The sequence below is a fragment of the Mucilaginibacter gossypii genome (genome assembly GCF_017569325.2).
Lineage (GTDB): Bacteria > Bacteroidota > Bacteroidia > Sphingobacteriales > Sphingobacteriaceae > Mucilaginibacter > Mucilaginibacter gossypii.
Window position 1 is genome coordinate 6,406,819 of sequence record NZ_CP071878.2, and the last position, 18,285, is coordinate 6,425,103.

Here is an 18,285-nt window from a genome sequence, read left to right on the forward strand (position 1 = left end):
TATATATGTTATTTTAGCATTCATGCTGGAGAATTTTTACTATGTAATGGATGTGGTGGCTTTTGTATGCTGCCTTTTTACATATAAAGGGCTTGACAAGAACTTTAAAAGACTACTGCCCTTGTTGAGCTTTTTGCTTGTTTACGATTTTGTGAACATTTTTGGCTGGCTAAATATTTATCATTCAAACGCGTGGTGCAATAATATTGAAGACATACTGCTATTTGCCTTTTTTACATGGTTTATACAAGGCTTTGATGAGCGTATTGGACGACGAAAGAAGGTTTATATAGGTGCCGGCGTAGTTATCTTGTTATCAATACTGGATATCTTATTTGTACAAGGGGGGATATGGAAAAGAGCAACTGCAGCTACCCTTATACAAGATCTTTTTTTGATATGGATGATTTGCGATTATTACTATCGCCTGCTGAACAATGATAGTGACGAGTATATTGAGCTGATAACCCACCCCCCTTTCCTGGCATTAACGGGCGTATTTTTTTATTACTTATCCACAACATTTTTTTACTCATGTTTTGGTTATATGGTGTATCGAAATAATTATCATTTCTATTTGATAGCAGCAACGCTGCTTAACCTAACAACTTTTGCATTGAATTTTTTATTCTCAATAGCCTTTATATGCTCTTTCAGGAAGAACAGGTTATCCTCGTTATAATAGCGGGCTCCGCCTTCATACTGCTGCTTGGTGTATTCATTATCGGCTTTATGCTCATGTACCAAAAAAAGCAGAACAAAAACCTGCTTGAGCGCGAAAACCTTAAAGCCTCATTTAAGCAGGAGATGCTTAAAACGCAGATAGAGATCCAGGAGCAAACGCTTAACGATATAAGCCGTGAGATCCATGATAATATCACGCAGGTTTTGTCATTTGTAAAATTGAACCTGGGCCTGCTTAACAATAGCCTTGATGACGAAAAAAAAGCCCGTGTAAATGAGAACCGCGAACTGGTTTCGCAAACCATTAATGATTTGAGGCACCTTTCAAAAAGCATGAGTTTTGAGCATATCAGCTCACAGGGACTTATAAAAACGCTTGAAACCGAAACCGAACGTTTAACCCGCAGCGGTATCATCAATGTTGTTTTTGATGTTGAAGGTGATGTATATAGTTTAGGAGAGCAGCGCGAACTGGTGATATTCCGAATCTTCCAGGAAGCTGTAAATAATACCCTGAAATACGCTAAGGCAGCTAACCTTAAAATCGGTTTGTATTATACTGCACAAATGTTTAATTTGCTCATCGAAGATGATGGTGCTGGTTTCAATGCCGAAAAGGTTGATAATAAGGGCGGTTCGGGATTGCGGAACATTGAAAACAGGGCAGCTTTAGTAGGCGCGGACGTAATTATTGCCAGCTCGCCTGGTAAGGGTTGCCAGATAAAATTGTCGTTCAATCCCCTGGTACAACAAATTTATGCTAAAGGAACCCATTCAAATAGCCTTAGTTGATGATCATAAACTCTTCAGGAGCGGTATGGCTGCTCTTGTCTCCAATTTTAAAAGATACAACATACTATTTGAGGCCGCAAACGGGCAGGAACTAATAGACACGATAAGCAAAGGCATAGTTCCTGATATTATACTGCTGGATATCAGTATGCCGGTTATGGATGGCGTTGAAGCCGCGCAAGTGCTCAGGGCAAAATATCCCGGCGTTAGGGTCATCATATTATCCATGTTTGAGGATGCCGAAAAGGTACTGCTCATGGTAAAAATGGGCGTTAAAGGCTACCTGCTTAAAGATTCGGAGCCTTATGAAGTTGAAGAGGCCCTTTTAAAGGTTTCGCAGGGAGAGCTTTACTATCCGGAATTTGTAACCCGCCATCTCATTACCAACTTTAACAGCAAGTTAGAGAACATCAAGCTTAACCCGCGCGAAATAGAATTCCTTCGTCTTACCGGCACTGAACTTACTTATAAAGAAATTGCCGAAACCATGAACATCAGCGTGCGCACCGTTGATAGCTATCGCGACCAGCTTTTTGAAAAACTCCAGATTAAAAGCCGCGTAGGGCTGGTTTTGTATAGTATAAAAAATAAACTGATTGAATTGTAATTTGCTAATAAATTTAGCAAATTTGTTCAATGTCACATGAGGAAAATCCGGATTTTTTTAAAGGACGAGGGGCGCAGGTAAATACGCACAATAAGTTTCTGAAAAACAAGTATGTACTTGATCATATCGAGGGTATTGACGAGCCTTTGCTTGAAAATGGCAACACACAACTTTTTGAAGAAACGCCAAAGAAAATAGTAAGCGAATCCAATAGTCCTGATTTGAGCCATATGTACTCGATCAACCCTTACCAGGGTTGCGAGCATGGTTGTATTTACTGTTATGCACGTAACAGCCATGAATATTACGGTTTTAGCGCCGGGCTCGACTTTGAACGCAAGATCATTATTAAACCCAATGCCCCCCAGCTGCTTGAGCAATATTTCAACAAAAAAAATTATAAGCCGGTTTGTATCATGCTGTCGGGCAATACGGATTGCTATCAGCCTGTTGAACGCAAACTCGGTATCACCCAGGCGCTCCTTGAGGTTTTCTGGAAGTATAAAAATCCGGTTAGTATCATCACTAAAAACAACGTTATACTGCGGGATATCGATTTGCTTACAGATATGGCCAGGCTGAACCTGGTACATGTAAACATATCCATCACCTCCCTTAATGAGCAACTGAGGCAGAAACTTGAGCCGCGCACTGTAACAGCAACAGGCCGTTTGGCGGTAGTTCAAAAGCTTTCGGAAAAAGGCATCCCGGTACGGGTAATGGCAGCGCCGATCATTCCCGGGTTAAACAGTAATGAAGTGCCTAATATCATTAAAGCCGCCGCCGACAGAGGCGCTTTAGCCGCCGGTTTTACCATGGTGAGGCTCAACGGCAGCATAGCCGAAATTTTTAGCGACTGGATATATAAGGCTTTTCCAGATCGCGCCGAAAAGGTACTGAATATGATCCGCTCGACGCATGACGGCAAGTTGAATGATAGCGATTACGGTCGCCGGATGAGCGGCGAGGGCAAGGTAGCCGAATCCATTCACCAGATGTTTAAAATGGCTTGCAAACGCTTTATGAGTGATAGGCAGATGCCAGAATATGATTATAGTTTATTTGTACCGAGGAAGGGGAAACAGACAAGTATGTTTTAAGTGGGATTTCTTTCGACGCTCTTTTACAATCTTGTATAAACAGTTTAGAACGTAAGTGGTTTAAAGTTAATAGTCAAATAAGGTTTAAAGTTTCCAGGGCTATCGGCTCCGTGTGAATAAAAGCTTTTCAACTCCAACACCTATCCCCACCCCAATAACATAACACAACAAATCGCTCCACAAAAAGCCCTCACCTAAAACGAGCCTGCCAAACAGTGTGTACCTGATGTCATTTATCCATGGTGCTTTATAAAGCTGGCTAAACTCTATCGCAAAGCAAAACAGCAAAGCCGCAATAGCATTGAACCTGATAGTTTTGGTAATAAACAGAAATCTCATGATAAAGTAAACCATAGCAGCCCATAAAATATCGCCAATAAATAAAGGGATAAATTTAAAGTGACGGGATAGCAAGCCGAAGATAATGGTTGCTATTGTTAATATAAAGTAGGTTATCCTGGTTTTAGGCATGGAATAAATATCGCTAAATAAATGCAACAAAAAAGGCACCCATTGGGCGCCTTTGATATATTTAACTTTATAAATGGTTGCTTATGCTTCTTCAGCTTCCAAAGCCATTTGCTCGTCAACCAAGATACGTCCGCAATGTTCGCAAACGATGATCTTTTTACGCTGACGGATGTCTGACTGGCGCTGAGGAGGGATTTGGTTAAAGCAACCAGAGCATGAATCACGTTGGATAGTTACAACTGCAAGGCCGTTTTTAGCGTTTTGACGTAAACGGGTGTAAGCAGTTAATAAACGTTCTTCGATGTTGTCCATAGCTTTTGCAGCCTGGGCATTTAATTCGGTCTCTTCTTTTTCAGTTTCGGCAGTAATGGTGCCTAATTCTTCTTTCTTAGCGTCCAGGTCGGCCTGGCGGGCTTCCAGATCGGCCAATGCTTTTTCGTAAACCTGGGTTTTGTTGGTGATTTCGAAGCCGTATTCGCGAATCTTCTTTTCACTTACCTGTATATCTAAGCCCTGGATCTCAATTTCTTTTGAGATTGCATCATATTCGCGGTTGTTTTTAACCTCGTTAAGCTGGCCTTCGTATTTTTTGATGTTCGCCTGAGCTTCTTTGATCAGGTTTTTACGGGTAACTATGTCATCTTCCACATCGTCAAGTTCACCTTTGATCTTTTGGATGCGGGTTTCAAGGCCTGCAACGTCGTCCTCAAGGTCGGCAACTTCCATTGGCAATTCGCCCCTTACCTGGCGGATCCTGTCAATCTTGGTGTGGATAGTTTGTAGTTCGTATAAAGCTTTAAGCTTTTGTTCTACGGTTTGTTCCATTAAATAAAATATTTGACGGGGTTTGTATTTACTTCTGTTAAACGGACGGCAAAGATAGGGAATTTTTTTCTAATTATTTCATACAATAATTGCTGCGTAAATTGTTCACTCTCAAAGTGTCCGATATCTGCAATAACTATCTTTCCTTCGGCATCAAAAAACTCATGATACTTGTAATCGGCCGTGATAAAAACGTCGGCTCCTGCGGCTATGGCGTGCTTTAGCAAAAAGCCTCCCGAACCGCCGCACACAGCTACTTTTTTAACGTGTTTGCCCAATAATTTAGTATGCCGTATCACATGCGTGCGCATCTTATCCTTTACATGAAACAGGAAACTTTCTTCATTAAGCGGCAGTTCCAACTCGCCTATCATACCCGAGCCTACCTGCTGGTGCTGGTTGGTTAAATTGTAAAGATCATAAGCAACTTCTTCATACGGATGGGCCAGGATCAGCGCCATCAGGATCTTGCTCTCCAAATTGGCCGGATATACCGTTTCAATGCGGATCTCATCTTCCTTGTGGCGTTTGCCAATTTCGCCCACATAAGGGGTTGCGGCATCATTGCCTTTAAATGTCCCTGTTCCCTCTGCATTAAAACTAACCTCGCTGTAATTACCAATATTGCCTGCACCTGCTGCAAACAAAGCATCACGTACAGTGTCGGCATGGTTTAGCGGAACGTACGTAACCAGTTTTTTGATCAGGTTATGTTTGGGCAGCAGTATTCGGCTGTTTTTTAAACCCAAAGTTTCGCAGATGCGGGCATTAACACCGGTCATGATGCTATCTAGGTTGGTATGAATGGCATAAATAGCAATACCTTTACGGATAGCTTTTTCAACCACGCGTTCTACATAAGTCTTACCGTTGAATTTCTTGAGCCCTTTAAAAACTATAGGGTGGTGAGATATGATCACCTGGCAGCCGGTGGCGATGGCTTCATCAACCACAGCTTCGGTGCAATCAAGCGAGATCAGGGCCTGGCTTACCTCCTGCTCCGGGTTGCCAACGATCAGGCCAGAATTGTCATAATCTTCCTGGTAATTGAGCGGTGCGAGGCTTTCAAGGTAAGCGGTTAGGGCAGATAGTTTCATCAAGTTTTTTTAGAGATAAATAACGGCTTTGTTTAGCTGCTCATTTTAGCCATTTGGTAGCTTTCATAAGCCATATTCTTATTATACTCCAAAGTTATCGACTTATTGTTGATCAAATCCACAATGGTGCCAATCCAGCAAAAGCCTACTGTTAGTAAATAAACAATACCCATCCCAATCTGGCCTAATACAAAGCGCTGAATGCCGGCAAAACCTACAAAACCAAGCAAGGTAAACAACAATATATCCTGCGAGTTTTTGCGCTTATTGCTGTAAACCATGTAAAAATATTTTTTCTGGCTTTCTGTCAGATCGGGGGTGGCGTGTTGTAAAAATCCCAACTCTTCCGGCGAAAAACCGGCAAACGTACTATGTGGGTCCTGGTACATGTTCATATAGGTAAGGCTTATTAAAAAGTAATAAGCCAAATTTAAATATTTACCGCATTAAAACTATAGGTTAAAAAATGATTTAAAAATTCTTTTCCATACATAGGGGTAAACAATAGTGAGGTTGTAATACCTGTATGAAAGTTTTAGTAACCGGGGCAACAGGGTTTATTGGCAGGCAGCTCACGTTGTCGCTGGCTATGCAGGGCTACGATGTTAAAGCCTTATGCCGTAATACCGATCATCCATGTTTAATAAAGCATAAAAATATTGAACCGGTTACAGGCAATATCCTGTACCGGCAAAGCCTGGGAAGGGCTATGCAGGGCTGCGGACAAGTTTACCATACTGCCGCCCTTGCCAAAATGTGGTGCCGTAACCCTGATGATTACCATGAAACCAATGTTGTTGGTACCCGTAACGTACTTGAAGTTGCAGCAGGTGCCGGTGTACAAAAAATAGTTTATACCTCTACCTGCGGTGTATGGGGACCAACTGTTAAACACCCCATGAGCGAGAACGATCCGCGGATTGTGGGCTTCCCTATTGCTTATGAGCGTACCAAATACCTGGCCGAGCTTGAAGTGCAAAATTTTGCAAAGCAGGGAGGGATATACATCGTTACAGTAAATCCATCACGCGTATATGGCGAAGGGCCTGTTACCGAAAGTAATACGGTAGGCAAAATGGTTTTGGCCTATTTACGTGGCAAATGGCATTTTATTCCCGGCAACGGCGAACAGGTAGCCAATTATGCTTTTTTAACCGATGTGGTTGATGGACATTTTGCGGCTATGAATAATGGAACCAGCGGCGAACGCTATATCTTGGGCGGAGAGGATATTAGTTTTAATGATTTTTTCAAAACAGTACATCAGGTATCAGGTAAACAACATCGTCTCATTCATCTGCCGTTAAAGACTATTGAATTTTATAGCCATTTTGAAAAGCTTAAATCACAGCTTACCGGGTTACGTCCCTTTTTTTTACCTGAGTTTGCCGAACGTTTAAAGTATGATCAAAAGTATAGCAGCAATAAGGCTATAACCCAATTGGGTTATCGGATAACCCCCTTTGCCGAAGGGATGCACAAAACAATCAACTACCTTAAACAAGCCTGAACATGGTACATCAAACTGCAATTATAACCGGAGCCAGCGAAGGGTTGGGCAAATCATTTGCCATTGAACTGGCATTACGCCATGTAAACCTGGTACTGGTTTCATTGCCGGGTTCAGGTCTGCCCGAACTGGCATCGTTTATCCGCAAAAATTTTGAGGTTAAAGTAAGTTATCTTGAAATTGATTTAACCCTTGCCGAAAGTTACCCGGCTATTTTTAATTACCTTAGTGATAAGCAAATTACGGCCCACCTACTCATCAATAATGCGGGTTTAGGTAACTGGTCGTGGTTTGAAGATTTGAACATTGGGTTTTATAAAAAGCAAATTGAACTGAACGTGATTACACCCGTACTGCTTACGCGCCTGTTCCTGGCCCAGGCCGACGCTGCTGTTACTTCATACATATTAAATGTAGGCAGTTTGGGCGGCTTGTTTGTGGTGCCTAAAAAGCAGGTTTATGGTGCTACCAAATCATTCATCAGGTATTTTACCAAATGTTTGCAACTGGAGCTTCAGGGCTCAAATGTGAAGATCAGCCTGCTTAGCCCCGGAGGCATTAACACCAAGCCCGAGCTGCTGGTAATGAATAATAAGCTCAAAGGCCTATCAAAGGCAACCATTATGGAGCCCGGGCACGTAGCACGTATAGCGGTGGATGGCTTGCTGAAAGGAAAAAAAGAGATCATCCCCGGTATGATAAACAGGATGCTTGTTTTATTAAACAGTTTGCTGCCTGCCGCTGTTAAAGACATCATTATAAGGCAGCGCCTGGCCACCATTATTAAAAGCTGACAGCATGATCATTTCATTACTTACCTATCGGCATATTAAAAACCTTTGCAGCTTTTTCAAGCGCACGCGCAATAGTTTTAAGCTTATTAATAACGAGCGGATTGTTATTATCTCGGGCAGTATGCGTGGGTTGGTATTGTATTTTGACCGCGATGCCTGTGAGGTTAAAAATGGTGAAACAGATTTCATCAGTATTGATATAACGCGCGATTTTTCTGTTGATATGCTAATGCGGATCCTGGTAAATCACAATATCATAACCCCGGTTTTTGAAGGTTGATCGCATTGCTATCCTGGTAATTTAATTCGGTAATAGTTTAATAACCAGACCTAACCGTTTAAAGCCGTACACTGGCTGTAACGTTTCCGAACAATAGTGCCCTTTATTGCCTTTCAATGTGTTCATTGTAAGTTATTTATATTGTGGCATGAAATTTAATATCATGTTATGGTACCTGTACCGATATTACAAATGCGATGCCTGATTAGTTTAAATATGTGCTGAAAAAGATTATTGGGACATATCTGTGAGTATAATAGCATAACGCTGTTGGGGACTGTATATTGATGAATAAAATTGTTCTTTTCGTTAGTAAAACTTAAACCTACATAACCATGATCAGAACGTACTTTAAACTCGCTTACCGCAATTTAATTAAAGACAAAACCTATTCCGTTATTAATATATCTGGTTTGGCAATTGGCCTCGCAGCAAGTATCCTGATATTGCTTTGGGTACAAAACGAACTGAGTTACGATATGTTTCATAAAAATGCGGCACAACTATATCGTATAAACTGGGATGTTGATGGCTTAACCATGGCCGGCACACCTACTGCAATGGCTGCCTCGGTAAAAGCGCAATTACCGGCTGTGAAAAATGCAGTACGTATAAACCCGAAGAGTTACTTGTTTGAAGCCAACGACAAAAGGTTTATAGAAGACAGGGTAATTTATGCCGATCCCAATTTTCTGGATGTATTTTCATTCCCGCTTGTAAAAGGTGATCGTGCAGAAGCTCTAAAGCAAATAGATGGCGTTTTAATAACGGAAGCTACAGCCGTGAAATATTTTGGTAATGAAAATCCCGTTGGCAAGTTTCTGAAAAAAGACAATAGTGAAAACGTGATAGTGACCGGGGTTTTAGCCAACATTCCCGCCAATTCTCACATGCAATTTGATTTTGTAATGCAAACGGCAGCGTTATACAAAGCTAACCCTAAGGTGGAAAAATACCAATGGGAGGCGCTCTATTTTCATACTTATGTTCAGTTAGATAAAAATTTTGACCCAAGCCCTGCCAATTTAAAAAAATTGGAAAGTCAGATTTTTCAGATCTATCATAAATACGAACCACAAATGAAAAGTGCGTTCCATCTTCAACCCGTTACCCAAATTCACATGGCCCCGGCGATAGAGATGGATTTACCCGGGCACGGTAATGCGCTATACCTAAAAATGTTTTTTGTTGTAGCTATTTTAATACTTGCCGTTGCCTGTATCAATTTCATGAACCTGGCTACTGCGCGTTCGGCCCGACGGGCAAAGGAAATTGGCTTGCGCAAAGTAGCTGGGGCGCAAAGGTTTCAACTGATATTTCAGTTTTTAAGCGAAGCCGTGTTCACTGCTTTTTTATCGCTGCTTCTTGCACTTTGGATAGTAGTTTTGGTCCTGCCGATGTTTAATCAGCTGATTGGTAAACAACTTACCATTGATTTTGCCGATGCGAAGCTTTGGCTTGGTCTGTTATGTATCGCGTTATTAACAGGGGTGATATCGGGAAGTTACCCGGCACTGTTTTTATCGGGTTTTAATCCTGTTAAAGTGCTTAAGGGGAATGTGAAATCAATGGGCGGTAATTTAATTTTTCGCCATGCTTTGGTGGTGACCCAGTTTGTTGTTTCGGTGGTTTTACTGATAGGTACGATAGTTATTTACCAGCAACTTAAGTTTGTACGAGAAAGAAATCCCGGCTTTAACAAATCCAGCCTTTTATATATGGACATGAACGGTGACATGGTAGATAAAGAAGCTTTGCTGAGAAATGAGCTACGGCAAAATCCGCTCACCAGTGATTTTGCTATTACCAACGAACTTCCTATAGATGTGGGAGCCGGCGCAAACGCGTCGTGGCCCGGCAAAGACCCCAAAACGCTCGGAAACCCAACGCCGGGAATTTACGTGAGCGAAAATTTTGCCCATTTATTCGGATTGAAATTATTGGCAGGCCGCTTCTTCTCTGAATCGATCAAAACCGACTCCAATAACTGTGTCATCAATCAAAAGCTGCTGGGCCTGATGGGGTTTGCCAATGCGGCGGCAGCTATCGGAAAGCCGATGACATTGCACAACAAACCAAGCGTTATTATTGGTGTAGTTAAAGACCTTAATTTTAAACCGGCCCAGTCGGCTATTGAGCCGTTGATCATTGCTTTAACAGGGGGTAGTGGCACAGTTGTTATGCGAACCAAACCCGGAGCAACCGCGGCAACTATTGAAGCTCTGGAAAAAATAAGCAAAGAAATTAGTCCTGCCTATCCTTTTAGTTTCAATTTTGTTGCCCAGCAAATGGCAACCCTTTACCGCGGCGAGCAGCAAATGAGCGATATTTTTAAGCTGTTTGCCGCGATGGGAATTTTTATTTCATGTCTTGGTTTATACGGTTTATCGGCGTTTATTGCCGAACAGCGTACCAGGGAAATAGGCGTACGCAAGGTATTGGGCGCATCGGTATTTAACCTGGTTTATTTATTATCATCCGGAATTACCAGGTTGATCCTGATAGCTATCTGTATAGCATTACCGGTTGCGTGGTACGGGGCAAATACTTGGCTGGCTGGATTTGCTTATCATATTAATGTTAGCTGGCTGATATTCTTGGTGGCATCGGGGTCAGCTTTGGGTATAGCCTGGCTTACGGTTAGCTATGAATCTATCAAAGCCGCAACCGTGAACCCTATTAAGAGCTTAAGAACTGAGTGATGCTTGCGTTACATAAATGAACACCCAATTGTCCGTATCCGAACGATAATGTGCTGTTGCTTTCATTTAAGTTGTTGACATGTAGCTATTTGTGATATTGCCACTGTTTTGCATGCCACACAATTAAATAAAACGGATTTTTATGCTGAAGAACTATATCAAAACCGCCTGGCGGAACCTTGTCCGCAATAAGTTTTATTCGGTGATCAATATTGCCGGGTTAACCCTGGGCCTCGCCATTGGGATCCTGATCCTGCTTTGGGTGCAGGACGAATTTAGCTTTGATAGCTTTCATAAAAACGCATCAAATATTTACCGGGTAGAGCTTTTTGGCGGTACAGGGGCCAGCAAGCAGATCTGGCAAACAACAGTAGCACCGATGGGGCCGCTGGCTAAACAGGAACTGCCCGCTGTGCAAGATCAGGTGCGCATAACTAATAACTGGTTTTTCTCATTATTTAAATACCAGGATAAAATTTTTAACGAGCAGGCGGCAGGATTTGCTGATCCCTCCTTATTTACTGTTTTTGATTTTCCGCTGATTGAAGGTAACAAGGCAAAGCCTTTTACCAGCGACAACTCGGTTGTGATCACTAAAAGTACAGCAAAAAGATACTTTGGGAATGAGGATGCTTTAGGAAAAGTTATTGTGGCCGATAACAAAGAGAATTTTACTGTATCGGGCGTTATTGATGATTTCCCGCTTAACTCAAGCATTAATTATGATATGATCATGCCCATGAGCTATCATATCAAATATATGTTTACCAACAATAAGGTTGATCTGAACCATGATTTCAGCAATTACGCTTATGAAACCTATTTGTTGTTGAAGCCGGGTACTTCTTTAAAAAAGCTATCGGCCGATTTGAATAAAGTCCACCTGAAACGGAAGCCTGAAGATACCGATGCCGATTACCTCTTGCTGCCCGCAACTAAAATGCATCTTTATAATGCCGATGGTACCGACCGGGGGATCAGCACTGTACATATCTTTATCATTATCGCCTTAGTAATATTAGTAATTGCCTGTATCAACTATGTTAACCTTTCAACCGCGCGGGCTATGCTGCGCGCCAAGGAAATAAGCATGCGAAAGATCATCGGCGCGGCAAAAACACAATTGTTTATGCAGTTTGTGGTGGAAACAGCTTTGCTGTTTATCCTTTCGTCGGTTTTAGCAGTGTTGGTAATTTATAACGTAATTCCTGTATTTAATGAAATTGCGGGTAAGCAACTGGTATTTAATCTTTCCAACTACCATATCTGGTTGGTTATTGCGGGTACCATCACTGCTACACTTGTATTGTCCAGTATTTACCCGGCGCTACTGCTTTCATCTTTTGAACCATTAAAAGCACTTAAGGGTAAAATATCCAATGGTATTGGAGATGTGGTTTTCCGTAAGATCCTGGTAGTGGTGCAGTTCACCTTTTCAGTAGTATTGATCATCAGTACCATTGTGATCACCAGCCAGCTTAATTACATCCGGTCTAAAAATTTAGGCTATGATAAAAGTCATGTGTTTGCTTTTTGGATGCGCGATATGAAAGATCATTATGGTGCTGTTAAAGCCGAACTTTTGAAACAACCGGGGGTTGAAGCCGTAACGCGTTCAAGCGGCAATATTGTTAATAATGGTGGTATTTCCGGCGATAACGATTGGGATGGTAAAGCCACCGGTCAAACGTTTATTGTACATCCCCAGGGAATTGATAAAGATTTTATTTCTTTTTTTAAGATAAAAATGGCTGCAGGTCGCGGTTTTGATGGCTCGGTGAGTGATTCGGCTCATTATATCCTGAATGAGGCCGCAATTAAGGAGTTAGGTATGAAAGACCCGATAGGCAAACGTTTCAGGTTGCGTAAAACTGAAGGAACTATCATAGGCGTGGTAAAGGATTTTCACTTTGCAAGTATGCGTGAAAAAATTGGGCCGATGGTGTTTTTCTACGCCCCGGATACGTATGCTTCACTGTATATTAAAACAACCGGCGATGGTGCGCCAAAAGCCATAGCAGCTGCCGAAAAAGAGTTTAAACAATACAATGGCCAGTTTCCGTTTGGTTACACTTTCCTGGATGACATATTCAACAAACTTTACCAGGGCGAACAGCGGGAAGGTACATTGTTTAACTATTTTGCGGGGATAGCTATTTTAATCTCCTGCCTTGGCCTGCTTGGTTTGGCAGCTTACACCGCTCAGGTACGTACCCGCGAAATTGGTGTGCGGAAAGTTTTGGGTGCTACCGTAACAAATGTTGTTGCCTTGTTAGCAAAAGATTTTATTAAGCTGGTGCTTATTGCTATCGTTGTGGCTTTCCCGATTGCCTGGCTGGCCATGAGCCACTGGCTTGATGCATTTGCTTACCGAGTTGGCATAAGCTGGACAGCCTTTGTATTAGCTGCCGTGATTGCCCTATTGATTGCCTTTATCACTATCAGTTTTCAATCGGTTAAGGCCGCGCTGGCTAACCCGGTTGATAGTTTGCGGAGAGAATAAAGATTGATTTAGAAACGTAGAGACGCATCACATGCGTCTCCCGAATGCCGGGCTTTTTGCCTGTTTGTCCTTTGGGAAACACATGTGATGCGTCTTTCTTTGAAAACTTAAAACAACTCCACCAACCGCTCTAAAGCCATTCCTCTCGATCCTTTGATCAGGATAGTTGAATTGGTAATAGGCTGTGCTTTCAAAGCAGCAATGGCATCTTCGGCAGTTTCATAAAACTTGTCCATGGTCAATGGTCCATGATCCATGGACTGCGAAGCACCCAAAAAATCCTTTCCGATAAAGATGCGTTCATCAACAGCGGTATCCATAGCTTTGCGGATAACAGATGCATGTTCAACAGCCGCTTCCGGCCCCATTTCAAACATATCGCCCAAAATAAGTACCTTCCGTTTTGCTTCAATTTTGCCCACGTTTTCAATGGCTACAAACATGCTGCTTGGGTTGGCATTGTAATAATCGCAAATGAGCGTATTAGTAGCTGTTTGTACAATTTGCGAGCGGTTATTTTTAGGCTGATAACCCTCGATACCGGCGTTGATTTCATTAGCCGGTAAACCGAGATAGGTGCCTATACATATGGCTACTAAAATATTGGGCAGGTTATAAGTACCCGTTAGCTGGGTTTTAACTTGATAGCTGTCGCCGGTTTTATTATTGGTCCAACCTAAAGTGAGCAACGGAGAATTTTCCAACAGTTCACCGCTGATGAGATTGTCAATAGCATCGGTTCCGTAATACTCCACGTGAGGTAAACGACGGGCCGCGGCCATCTCCATTAAAACAGTATCATCGCTATTGACAAAGGTAATGCCATCATGTCGATAGGCACCCCCTTTAGGGGGCGGGGGGGGCGTCGCCATAAAGTCATACAATTCCCCTTTCCCTTTCTTAACACCTTCAACTCCGCCAAAACCTTCCAGATGCGCTTTACCAACATTGGTAATTAAGCCAAGCGATGGTTGAGCAATACTGCAAAGCAGCTCGATCTCTTTTTGGTGATTGGCCCCCATTTCAATAACGGCCACCTCATGGCTGGCATCAATGGTTAAAATGGTAAGTGGTACACCAATATGGTTATTTAAATTGCCTTGGGTAGCCTGGGTTTTAAAATGCTGCGATAATACGGCGTTGATCAGTTCTTTGGTGGTGGTTTTTCCGTTGGTACCTGTAAGTCCGATAACCGGGATGTCAAGCTGACGGCGATGATAACGCGCTAAATCCTGCAAGGTAGTTAAAACATCCTCAACCAATAAATACTGTTCGCCCAGTTGATATTCGGCGTTGTCAATTACTGCGTAAGCTGCACCGGCCTCAACTGCTTTTTGTGCAAAAGTGTTGGCGTCAAACTTATCGCCTTTGAGGGCGAAGAACAGACTGCCAGGCACTATCTTCCGGGTGTCGGTGCTAATTACGGGGTGTTTGAGGTATATATCGTACAGTTGGGTTGTGGTAGTCATGTGTGTTGAACAAATACAATTCAAAAATATGTCATCATTAGCTTGCGCACGTTTGCAACGAGTGCTTAACGTGGCTCGGCTCTTGTATCGCCGGGCTTGCGTTTTAAACGCAAGCCCATTTTAAGCGCTCGTTGCAAACGAGCGCAAGGTTATTCTTTCAAACTTAACAAAAATTATTCCCCCTTGTTCATCCAGCCAATTACAGCTTTGATTTCACCGTAGCTGTAATCATCGCCTAAAACTTCTTTTAAGGGGGATAGTCTTTCAGCTCCATAACTTTCAACGGCGTCGGCAATAACAGCGATCTTTTTCTGCGGAACTATTTCGGTTATATCCAGATCGCCGTTTTGTACATAATAACTCAGGTGTGTTTCTATGGTAGCTGTAGTGAACCCACGCTCAGCAGCTATTTCGACAACGGTTTTTCCGGAGCGATATAGGTTAAACGTTTCGGCTTTAGTATCATTGCTTCGCGAAGAAGATTTGGTTTGCCCCGGTGATTTCGCCTTCCGCTCCCGTTTAGGCGATTTCTGTTTTATTTTTGAACCGAGGCCTTTTTCAGCACAATAAATCTTAACCGGTTCAAGCAGTTCGCGACCATAACGGGCCAGTTTAATATCGCCAAAACCAGAAATCATTCGCAATTCATCCAAACTTTGTGGCAGGTAGGTAGCCATTTCCTGCAGTGTAGCATCGGATATAATAACATAAGCCGGTACATTTTCACCCTCGGCAATGCCCCGCCTAACTTCCCTTAACCGGTTGAATAACGGAATCTCATAAGGAAGGCTTTCTTCATGATGAACTTCTTCAACTTTTTCTATTTCAATAAACTCAACTTTTTGGCCGCCTTTTAAAACAGCTGCACTTTGCGCGGTAAGCTTTAAAACCGGATATTCGTCGCCGGCGGTTTGCAGATAGCCCATGGTAACCAGCTCGCGGATGTGGTGCTGCCAGTCGGCCTTGCTGATATCTGCACCGATACCGTAGGTTTTTAACTGCTTATGTTCTTCACGGATCTTATCGCTTTTTGATCCCCGCAAAAAATCTATTACATAGTTAGCCCCGAAACGTTCATTTAACCGGGCTACCGCCGAGAGCGCTTTTTGAGCGATCAGCGTGCCATCAAAACGTTTATATTCAGTTAAGCAAACATCGCATGAGCCGCATTTGGCCGGAAATTCTTCGTCGAAGTATTTCATCAGGTATTGCCTGCGGCACGATAGCAGCTGACAATATTTAACCATATCATTAAGCTTATTAAGCATGATGCGGCTTTGCTGCTCGTTGCCCTCTACTTTGGCAAAAGCCTGCAATTTCATTGCATCGCCGGGCGAGTAAAGCAATAATGCTTCCGATGGAAGCCCATCGCGCCCAGCCCTGCCGGTTTCCTGGTAATATCCTTCAATGTTTTTTGGCAGATCAACATGTACTACATAGCGCACGTTTGATTTATTGATACCCATACCAAAGGCGATGGTTGCCACGATGATTTTGAGGTCGTCACGTAAAAAAGCTTCCTGGTTACGGGCTTTAACTTCATTACTAAGACCGGCGTGATAGGCCTCGGCAGCAAACCCCTCATCTTTTAAATCCTCGGCCAAAGCCTCGGTAGATTTACGGGAGAGGCAGTAGATAATCCCGGATTCATCTTCATGTTCATTTAAAAAGGCGATGAGCTGTTTAAAGCTGTTCTTTTTAGGTGCTACGCGGTAAGTAATATTTGCCCTGTTAAATGAGGATACAAATATTGCCGGCTTATGAAGGTTGAGCTTTTCAAGGATATCTTTTTGCGTAAGCTTATCGGCTGTTGCCGTAAGTGCTATAACCGGCACCGACGGAAACTCTTCCTTAAGCCCGGCAAGCATTAAATATTCAGGCCTGAAATCATGCCCCCATGATGAGATACAATGCGCCTCGTCAATTGCTATCTGGGAAACTTTCAGCGTTTTTAAAAAAGGAATAAGCTTACTTTCTTTATTCTCTTTGCTTTCGGCACTGAACAAACGTTCGGGGGCAAGGTAAAGTAGTTTGATCTCATTGTTTCGGAGCCGGTTTACCAGCACCCTCGTTTCCTCGGGATTTAACGACGAATTGAGGAAAGCCGCAGGGATGCCGTTAACGTTCAGGCTATCTACCTGGTCTTTCATCAAGGCAATAAGCGGCGATATCACAATGGTCAAGCCATTGAGTAAAACAGCGGGTAACTGGTAGCATAATGATTTGCCGCCGCCGGTAGGCATCAGCGCCATTACATCTTGCCCCTTAAGTATATTTTGAATGATAGCCTCCTGCTCATGCCTGAAGGTACTATAACCAAAGTATTTTTGCAGGGCCTGGATAGGTGTCATGTTTGTTGATTGCAGATATGCAAATGTGCAGATTTCAGATTATAAATATGCGGATTTCAGATGTGCAAATTTTAAATTATAGATGTGCAAATTCCAGATGTGCGGTTCTCTTCTACCTTAACTAACTGTAATTACATTTTATCATTTACATATGCACATCTGAAATTTGCACATCTTAGAAGCTGTTTAAAAACGGGTGAAAGAAAATGTTATGTGTTGAAAAGTTGATAAAAAGGCCATCGCTGATAGCTTGAATAAATACTAATTGTGAATAACCACAAACCCAATTAGAATGACAAATTACCCAAGCAACTTAAGCGATAGCCAATGGCAATTTATATCAAAATACTTTGATACACAACGTACCCGTCGTTATGAACTGAGAGAAATCATAAATGGTATTCTTTACCTGGTAAAAACGGGCTGTCAATGGCGTATGCTACCAAAGGATTTTGCACCCTGGCAACTGGTTTATTACTATTTTAACACATGGAAAAATCAGGAGATCTTTGAAGTAATTCAGGAGAGCCTCGTTCAGCAAACGAGGTTAAAGCAAGGGAAAACCGAGCAACCAACGGTTGGTATAATTGATGCTCAATCTATCAAATCAACACTTGTAAGCAGCGAAAGCAGGGGTTTTGACGCAGGAAAAAGAATAAAAGGGATCAAACGTCACATTATTGTTGATACGCTTGGGATGGTGCTTGCTGTGGTTATTCAAAGTGCTTCGGTTCAGGATAGGGACGGAGCGATGGATGTAATCGCTAAGCTATTTGAAACATGGAACAATATCATTAAAATATTTGCCGATAATGGTTACCGGGGCGCGCTAATCGATAAAGTGAAAAACAAATTCAAAATAGCTTTTGAGGTAATAAAAAGAAGCGAATTACACATCTTTAAAGTATTACCAAAGCGCTGGATCGTAGAACGGACATTTGCATGGATCGATACTAACAGAAGAGCCGCTAAGAATTATGAGCGTTTTAACAATACAAGTACTGCCATCGTTCATTTATCTGCCATAAGAATTATGTTGAACCGTTTTTAAACAGCTTCTAACAATTTGCCAATATTTTTCTGCATATTAGCTTATCTCT

At 42.3% G+C, this 18,285-nt stretch carries 16 protein-coding genes and 1 pseudogene; 10 read left to right on the top strand and 7 right to left on the bottom strand.

Annotated features, from left to right (window positions below; translation table 11 throughout):
* The first annotated feature begins 22 nt into the window (after positions 1 to 22).
* From J3L18_RS27510 to J3L18_RS27525, 4 genes are read left to right on the top strand one after another with little or no spacing between them, the layout of a single operon-like run.
* A complete protein-coding gene (locus J3L18_RS27510) occupies positions 23 to 682 on the top strand; it encodes a hypothetical protein (RefSeq protein WP_129568992.1) in 660 nt (219 codons plus the stop codon).
* Positions 646 to 1,476, top strand: coding sequence for a sensor histidine kinase (locus J3L18_RS27515; RefSeq protein WP_129568993.1), 831 nt, complete (start codon positions 646 to 648; stop codon positions 1,474 to 1,476). Before J3L18_RS27510 ends, J3L18_RS27515 begins: the two co-directional genes overlap by 37 nt.
* Positions 1,442 to 2,083, top strand: a complete 642-nt coding sequence (locus J3L18_RS27520; RefSeq protein ID WP_091167184.1) for a response regulator transcription factor — start codon at positions 1,442 to 1,444, stop codon at positions 2,081 to 2,083. The genes J3L18_RS27515 and J3L18_RS27520 overlap by 35 nt, the downstream gene beginning before the upstream one ends.
* A gap of 29 nt (positions 2,084 to 2,112) precedes the next feature.
* Positions 2,113 to 3,183, top strand: a complete 1,071-nt coding sequence (locus J3L18_RS27525) for a PA0069 family radical SAM protein (RefSeq protein WP_129568994.1) — start codon at positions 2,113 to 2,115, stop codon at positions 3,181 to 3,183.
* Positions 3,184 to 3,282: 99 nt separating this feature from the next.
* Here J3L18_RS27525 and J3L18_RS27530 read toward each other — a convergent pair whose 3' ends face one another.
* From J3L18_RS27530 to J3L18_RS27545, 4 genes are all read right to left on the bottom strand, one after another.
* Positions 3,283 to 3,654 carry a ribosomal maturation YjgA family protein gene (locus J3L18_RS27530; protein ID WP_129568995.1) on the bottom strand — a complete coding sequence of 124 codons (372 nt, stop codon included), beginning with the start codon at positions 3,652 to 3,654 and terminating at the stop codon, positions 3,283 to 3,285.
* Positions 3,655 to 3,735: 81 nt separating this feature from the next.
* Positions 3,736 to 4,479, bottom strand: coding sequence for a zinc ribbon domain-containing protein (locus tag J3L18_RS27535; protein WP_090532210.1), 744 nt, complete (start codon positions 4,477 to 4,479; stop codon positions 3,736 to 3,738).
* On the bottom strand, positions 4,479 to 5,576 hold the full coding sequence (locus J3L18_RS27540) for a Nif3-like dinuclear metal center hexameric protein (RefSeq protein WP_129568996.1): 1,098 nt from the start codon (positions 5,574 to 5,576) through the stop codon (positions 4,479 to 4,481). The genes J3L18_RS27535 and J3L18_RS27540 overlap by 1 nt, the downstream gene beginning before the upstream one ends.
* Before the next feature lie 32 nt (positions 5,577 to 5,608).
* Positions 5,609 to 5,965: a TM2 domain-containing protein gene (locus J3L18_RS27545; RefSeq protein ID WP_223266146.1), complete on the bottom strand. Its 357-nt coding sequence runs from the start codon at positions 5,963 to 5,965 to the stop codon at positions 5,609 to 5,611.
* Between the two features lie 137 nt (positions 5,966 to 6,102).
* Between J3L18_RS27545 and J3L18_RS27550 the strand changes: the two genes are divergently transcribed.
* The 5 genes and pseudogenes from J3L18_RS27550 to J3L18_RS27570 form a co-directional block, all read left to right on the top strand.
* Positions 6,103 to 7,086: an NAD-dependent epimerase/dehydratase family protein gene (locus tag J3L18_RS27550; protein WP_129568997.1), complete on the top strand. Its 984-nt coding sequence runs from the start codon at positions 6,103 to 6,105 to the stop codon at positions 7,084 to 7,086.
* 2 nt (positions 7,087 to 7,088) lie between these two features.
* Positions 7,089 to 7,880, top strand: coding sequence for an SDR family NAD(P)-dependent oxidoreductase (locus J3L18_RS27555; RefSeq protein WP_129568998.1), 792 nt, complete (start codon positions 7,089 to 7,091; stop codon positions 7,878 to 7,880).
* Positions 7,881 to 7,884: 4 nt separating this feature from the next.
* Positions 7,885 to 8,160: a hypothetical protein gene (locus J3L18_RS27560; RefSeq protein ID WP_129568999.1), complete on the top strand. Its 276-nt coding sequence runs from the start codon at positions 7,885 to 7,887 to the stop codon at positions 8,158 to 8,160.
* Positions 8,161 to 8,495: 335 nt separating this feature from the next.
* Positions 8,496 to 10,862 carry an ABC transporter permease gene (locus J3L18_RS27565; protein WP_129569000.1) on the top strand — a complete coding sequence of 789 codons (2,367 nt, stop codon included), beginning with the start codon at positions 8,496 to 8,498 and terminating at the stop codon, positions 10,860 to 10,862.
* A gap of 142 nt (positions 10,863 to 11,004) precedes the next feature.
* Positions 11,005 to 13,317, top strand: a pseudogene (locus tag J3L18_RS27570) (ABC transporter permease); the annotation flags it as partial.
* On the opposite strand, the gene J3L18_RS31140 reads toward J3L18_RS27570, so the two are convergent.
* From J3L18_RS31140 to recQ, 3 genes are all read right to left on the bottom strand, one after another.
* Positions 13,311 to 13,373 carry a YSIRK-type signal peptide-containing protein gene (locus J3L18_RS31140; RefSeq protein ID WP_223266147.1) on the bottom strand — a complete coding sequence of 21 codons (63 nt, stop codon included), beginning with the start codon at positions 13,371 to 13,373 and terminating at the stop codon, positions 13,311 to 13,313. The pseudogene J3L18_RS27570 and the gene J3L18_RS31140 overlap by 7 nt on opposite strands.
* Before the next feature lie 99 nt (positions 13,374 to 13,472).
* The gene (locus J3L18_RS27575) at positions 13,473 to 14,834 is read right to left on the bottom strand and encodes a UDP-N-acetylmuramoyl-tripeptide--D-alanyl-D-alanine ligase (RefSeq protein WP_129569002.1); all 1,362 of its coding nucleotides are present in this window, start codon (positions 14,832 to 14,834) and stop codon (positions 13,473 to 13,475) included.
* A 173-nt stretch (positions 14,835 to 15,007) separates the two neighbouring features.
* Positions 15,008 to 17,185, bottom strand: a complete 2,178-nt coding sequence (gene recQ, locus J3L18_RS27580) for a DNA helicase RecQ (protein ID WP_129569003.1) — start codon at positions 17,183 to 17,185, stop codon at positions 15,008 to 15,010.
* A 292-nt stretch (positions 17,186 to 17,477) separates the two neighbouring features.
* Between recQ and J3L18_RS27585 the strand changes: the two genes are divergently transcribed.
* On the top strand, positions 17,478 to 18,236 hold the full coding sequence (locus J3L18_RS27585) for an IS5 family transposase (RefSeq protein ID WP_129571991.1): 759 nt from the start codon (positions 17,478 to 17,480) through the stop codon (positions 18,234 to 18,236).
* The last annotated feature ends 49 nt before the right edge of the window (positions 18,237 to 18,285 follow it).

Excerpts from the sequence above, each read along its gene's own strand:
- J3L18_RS27510 (WP_129568992.1), top strand. The coding sequence starts at position 23 with ATGCTGGAGAATTTTTACTATGTAATGGATGTGGTGGCTTTTGTATGC.
- J3L18_RS27515 (WP_129568993.1), top strand. The coding sequence starts at position 646 with ATGCTCTTTCAGGAAGAACAGGTTATCCTCGTTATAATAGCGGGCTCC.
- J3L18_RS27520 (WP_091167184.1), top strand. The coding sequence starts at position 1,442 with ATGCTAAAGGAACCCATTCAAATAGCCTTAGTTGATGATCATAAACTC.
- J3L18_RS27525 (WP_129568994.1), top strand. The coding sequence starts at position 2,113 with ATGTCACATGAGGAAAATCCGGATTTTTTTAAAGGACGAGGGGCGCAG.
- J3L18_RS27530 (WP_129568995.1), bottom strand. The coding sequence starts at position 3,654 with ATGCCTAAAACCAGGATAACCTACTTTATATTAACAATAGCAACCATT.
- J3L18_RS27535 (WP_090532210.1), bottom strand. The coding sequence starts at position 4,479 with ATGGAACAAACCGTAGAACAAAAGCTTAAAGCTTTATACGAACTACAA.
- J3L18_RS27540 (WP_129568996.1), bottom strand. The coding sequence starts at position 5,576 with ATGAAACTATCTGCCCTAACCGCTTACCTTGAAAGCCTCGCACCGCTC.
- J3L18_RS27545 (WP_223266146.1), bottom strand. The coding sequence starts at position 5,965 with ATGTACCAGGACCCACATAGTACGTTTGCCGGTTTTTCGCCGGAAGAG.
- J3L18_RS27550 (WP_129568997.1), top strand. The coding sequence starts at position 6,103 with ATGAAAGTTTTAGTAACCGGGGCAACAGGGTTTATTGGCAGGCAGCTC.
- J3L18_RS27555 (WP_129568998.1), top strand. The coding sequence starts at position 7,089 with ATGGTACATCAAACTGCAATTATAACCGGAGCCAGCGAAGGGTTGGGC.
- J3L18_RS27560 (WP_129568999.1), top strand. The coding sequence starts at position 7,885 with ATGATCATTTCATTACTTACCTATCGGCATATTAAAAACCTTTGCAGC.
- J3L18_RS27565 (WP_129569000.1), top strand. The coding sequence starts at position 8,496 with ATGATCAGAACGTACTTTAAACTCGCTTACCGCAATTTAATTAAAGAC.
- J3L18_RS27575 (WP_129569002.1), bottom strand. The coding sequence starts at position 14,834 with ATGACTACCACAACCCAACTGTACGATATATACCTCAAACACCCCGTA.
- recQ (WP_129569003.1), bottom strand. The coding sequence starts at position 17,185 with ATGACACCTATCCAGGCCCTGCAAAAATACTTTGGTTATAGTACCTTC.
- J3L18_RS27585 (WP_129571991.1), top strand. The coding sequence starts at position 17,478 with ATGACAAATTACCCAAGCAACTTAAGCGATAGCCAATGGCAATTTATA.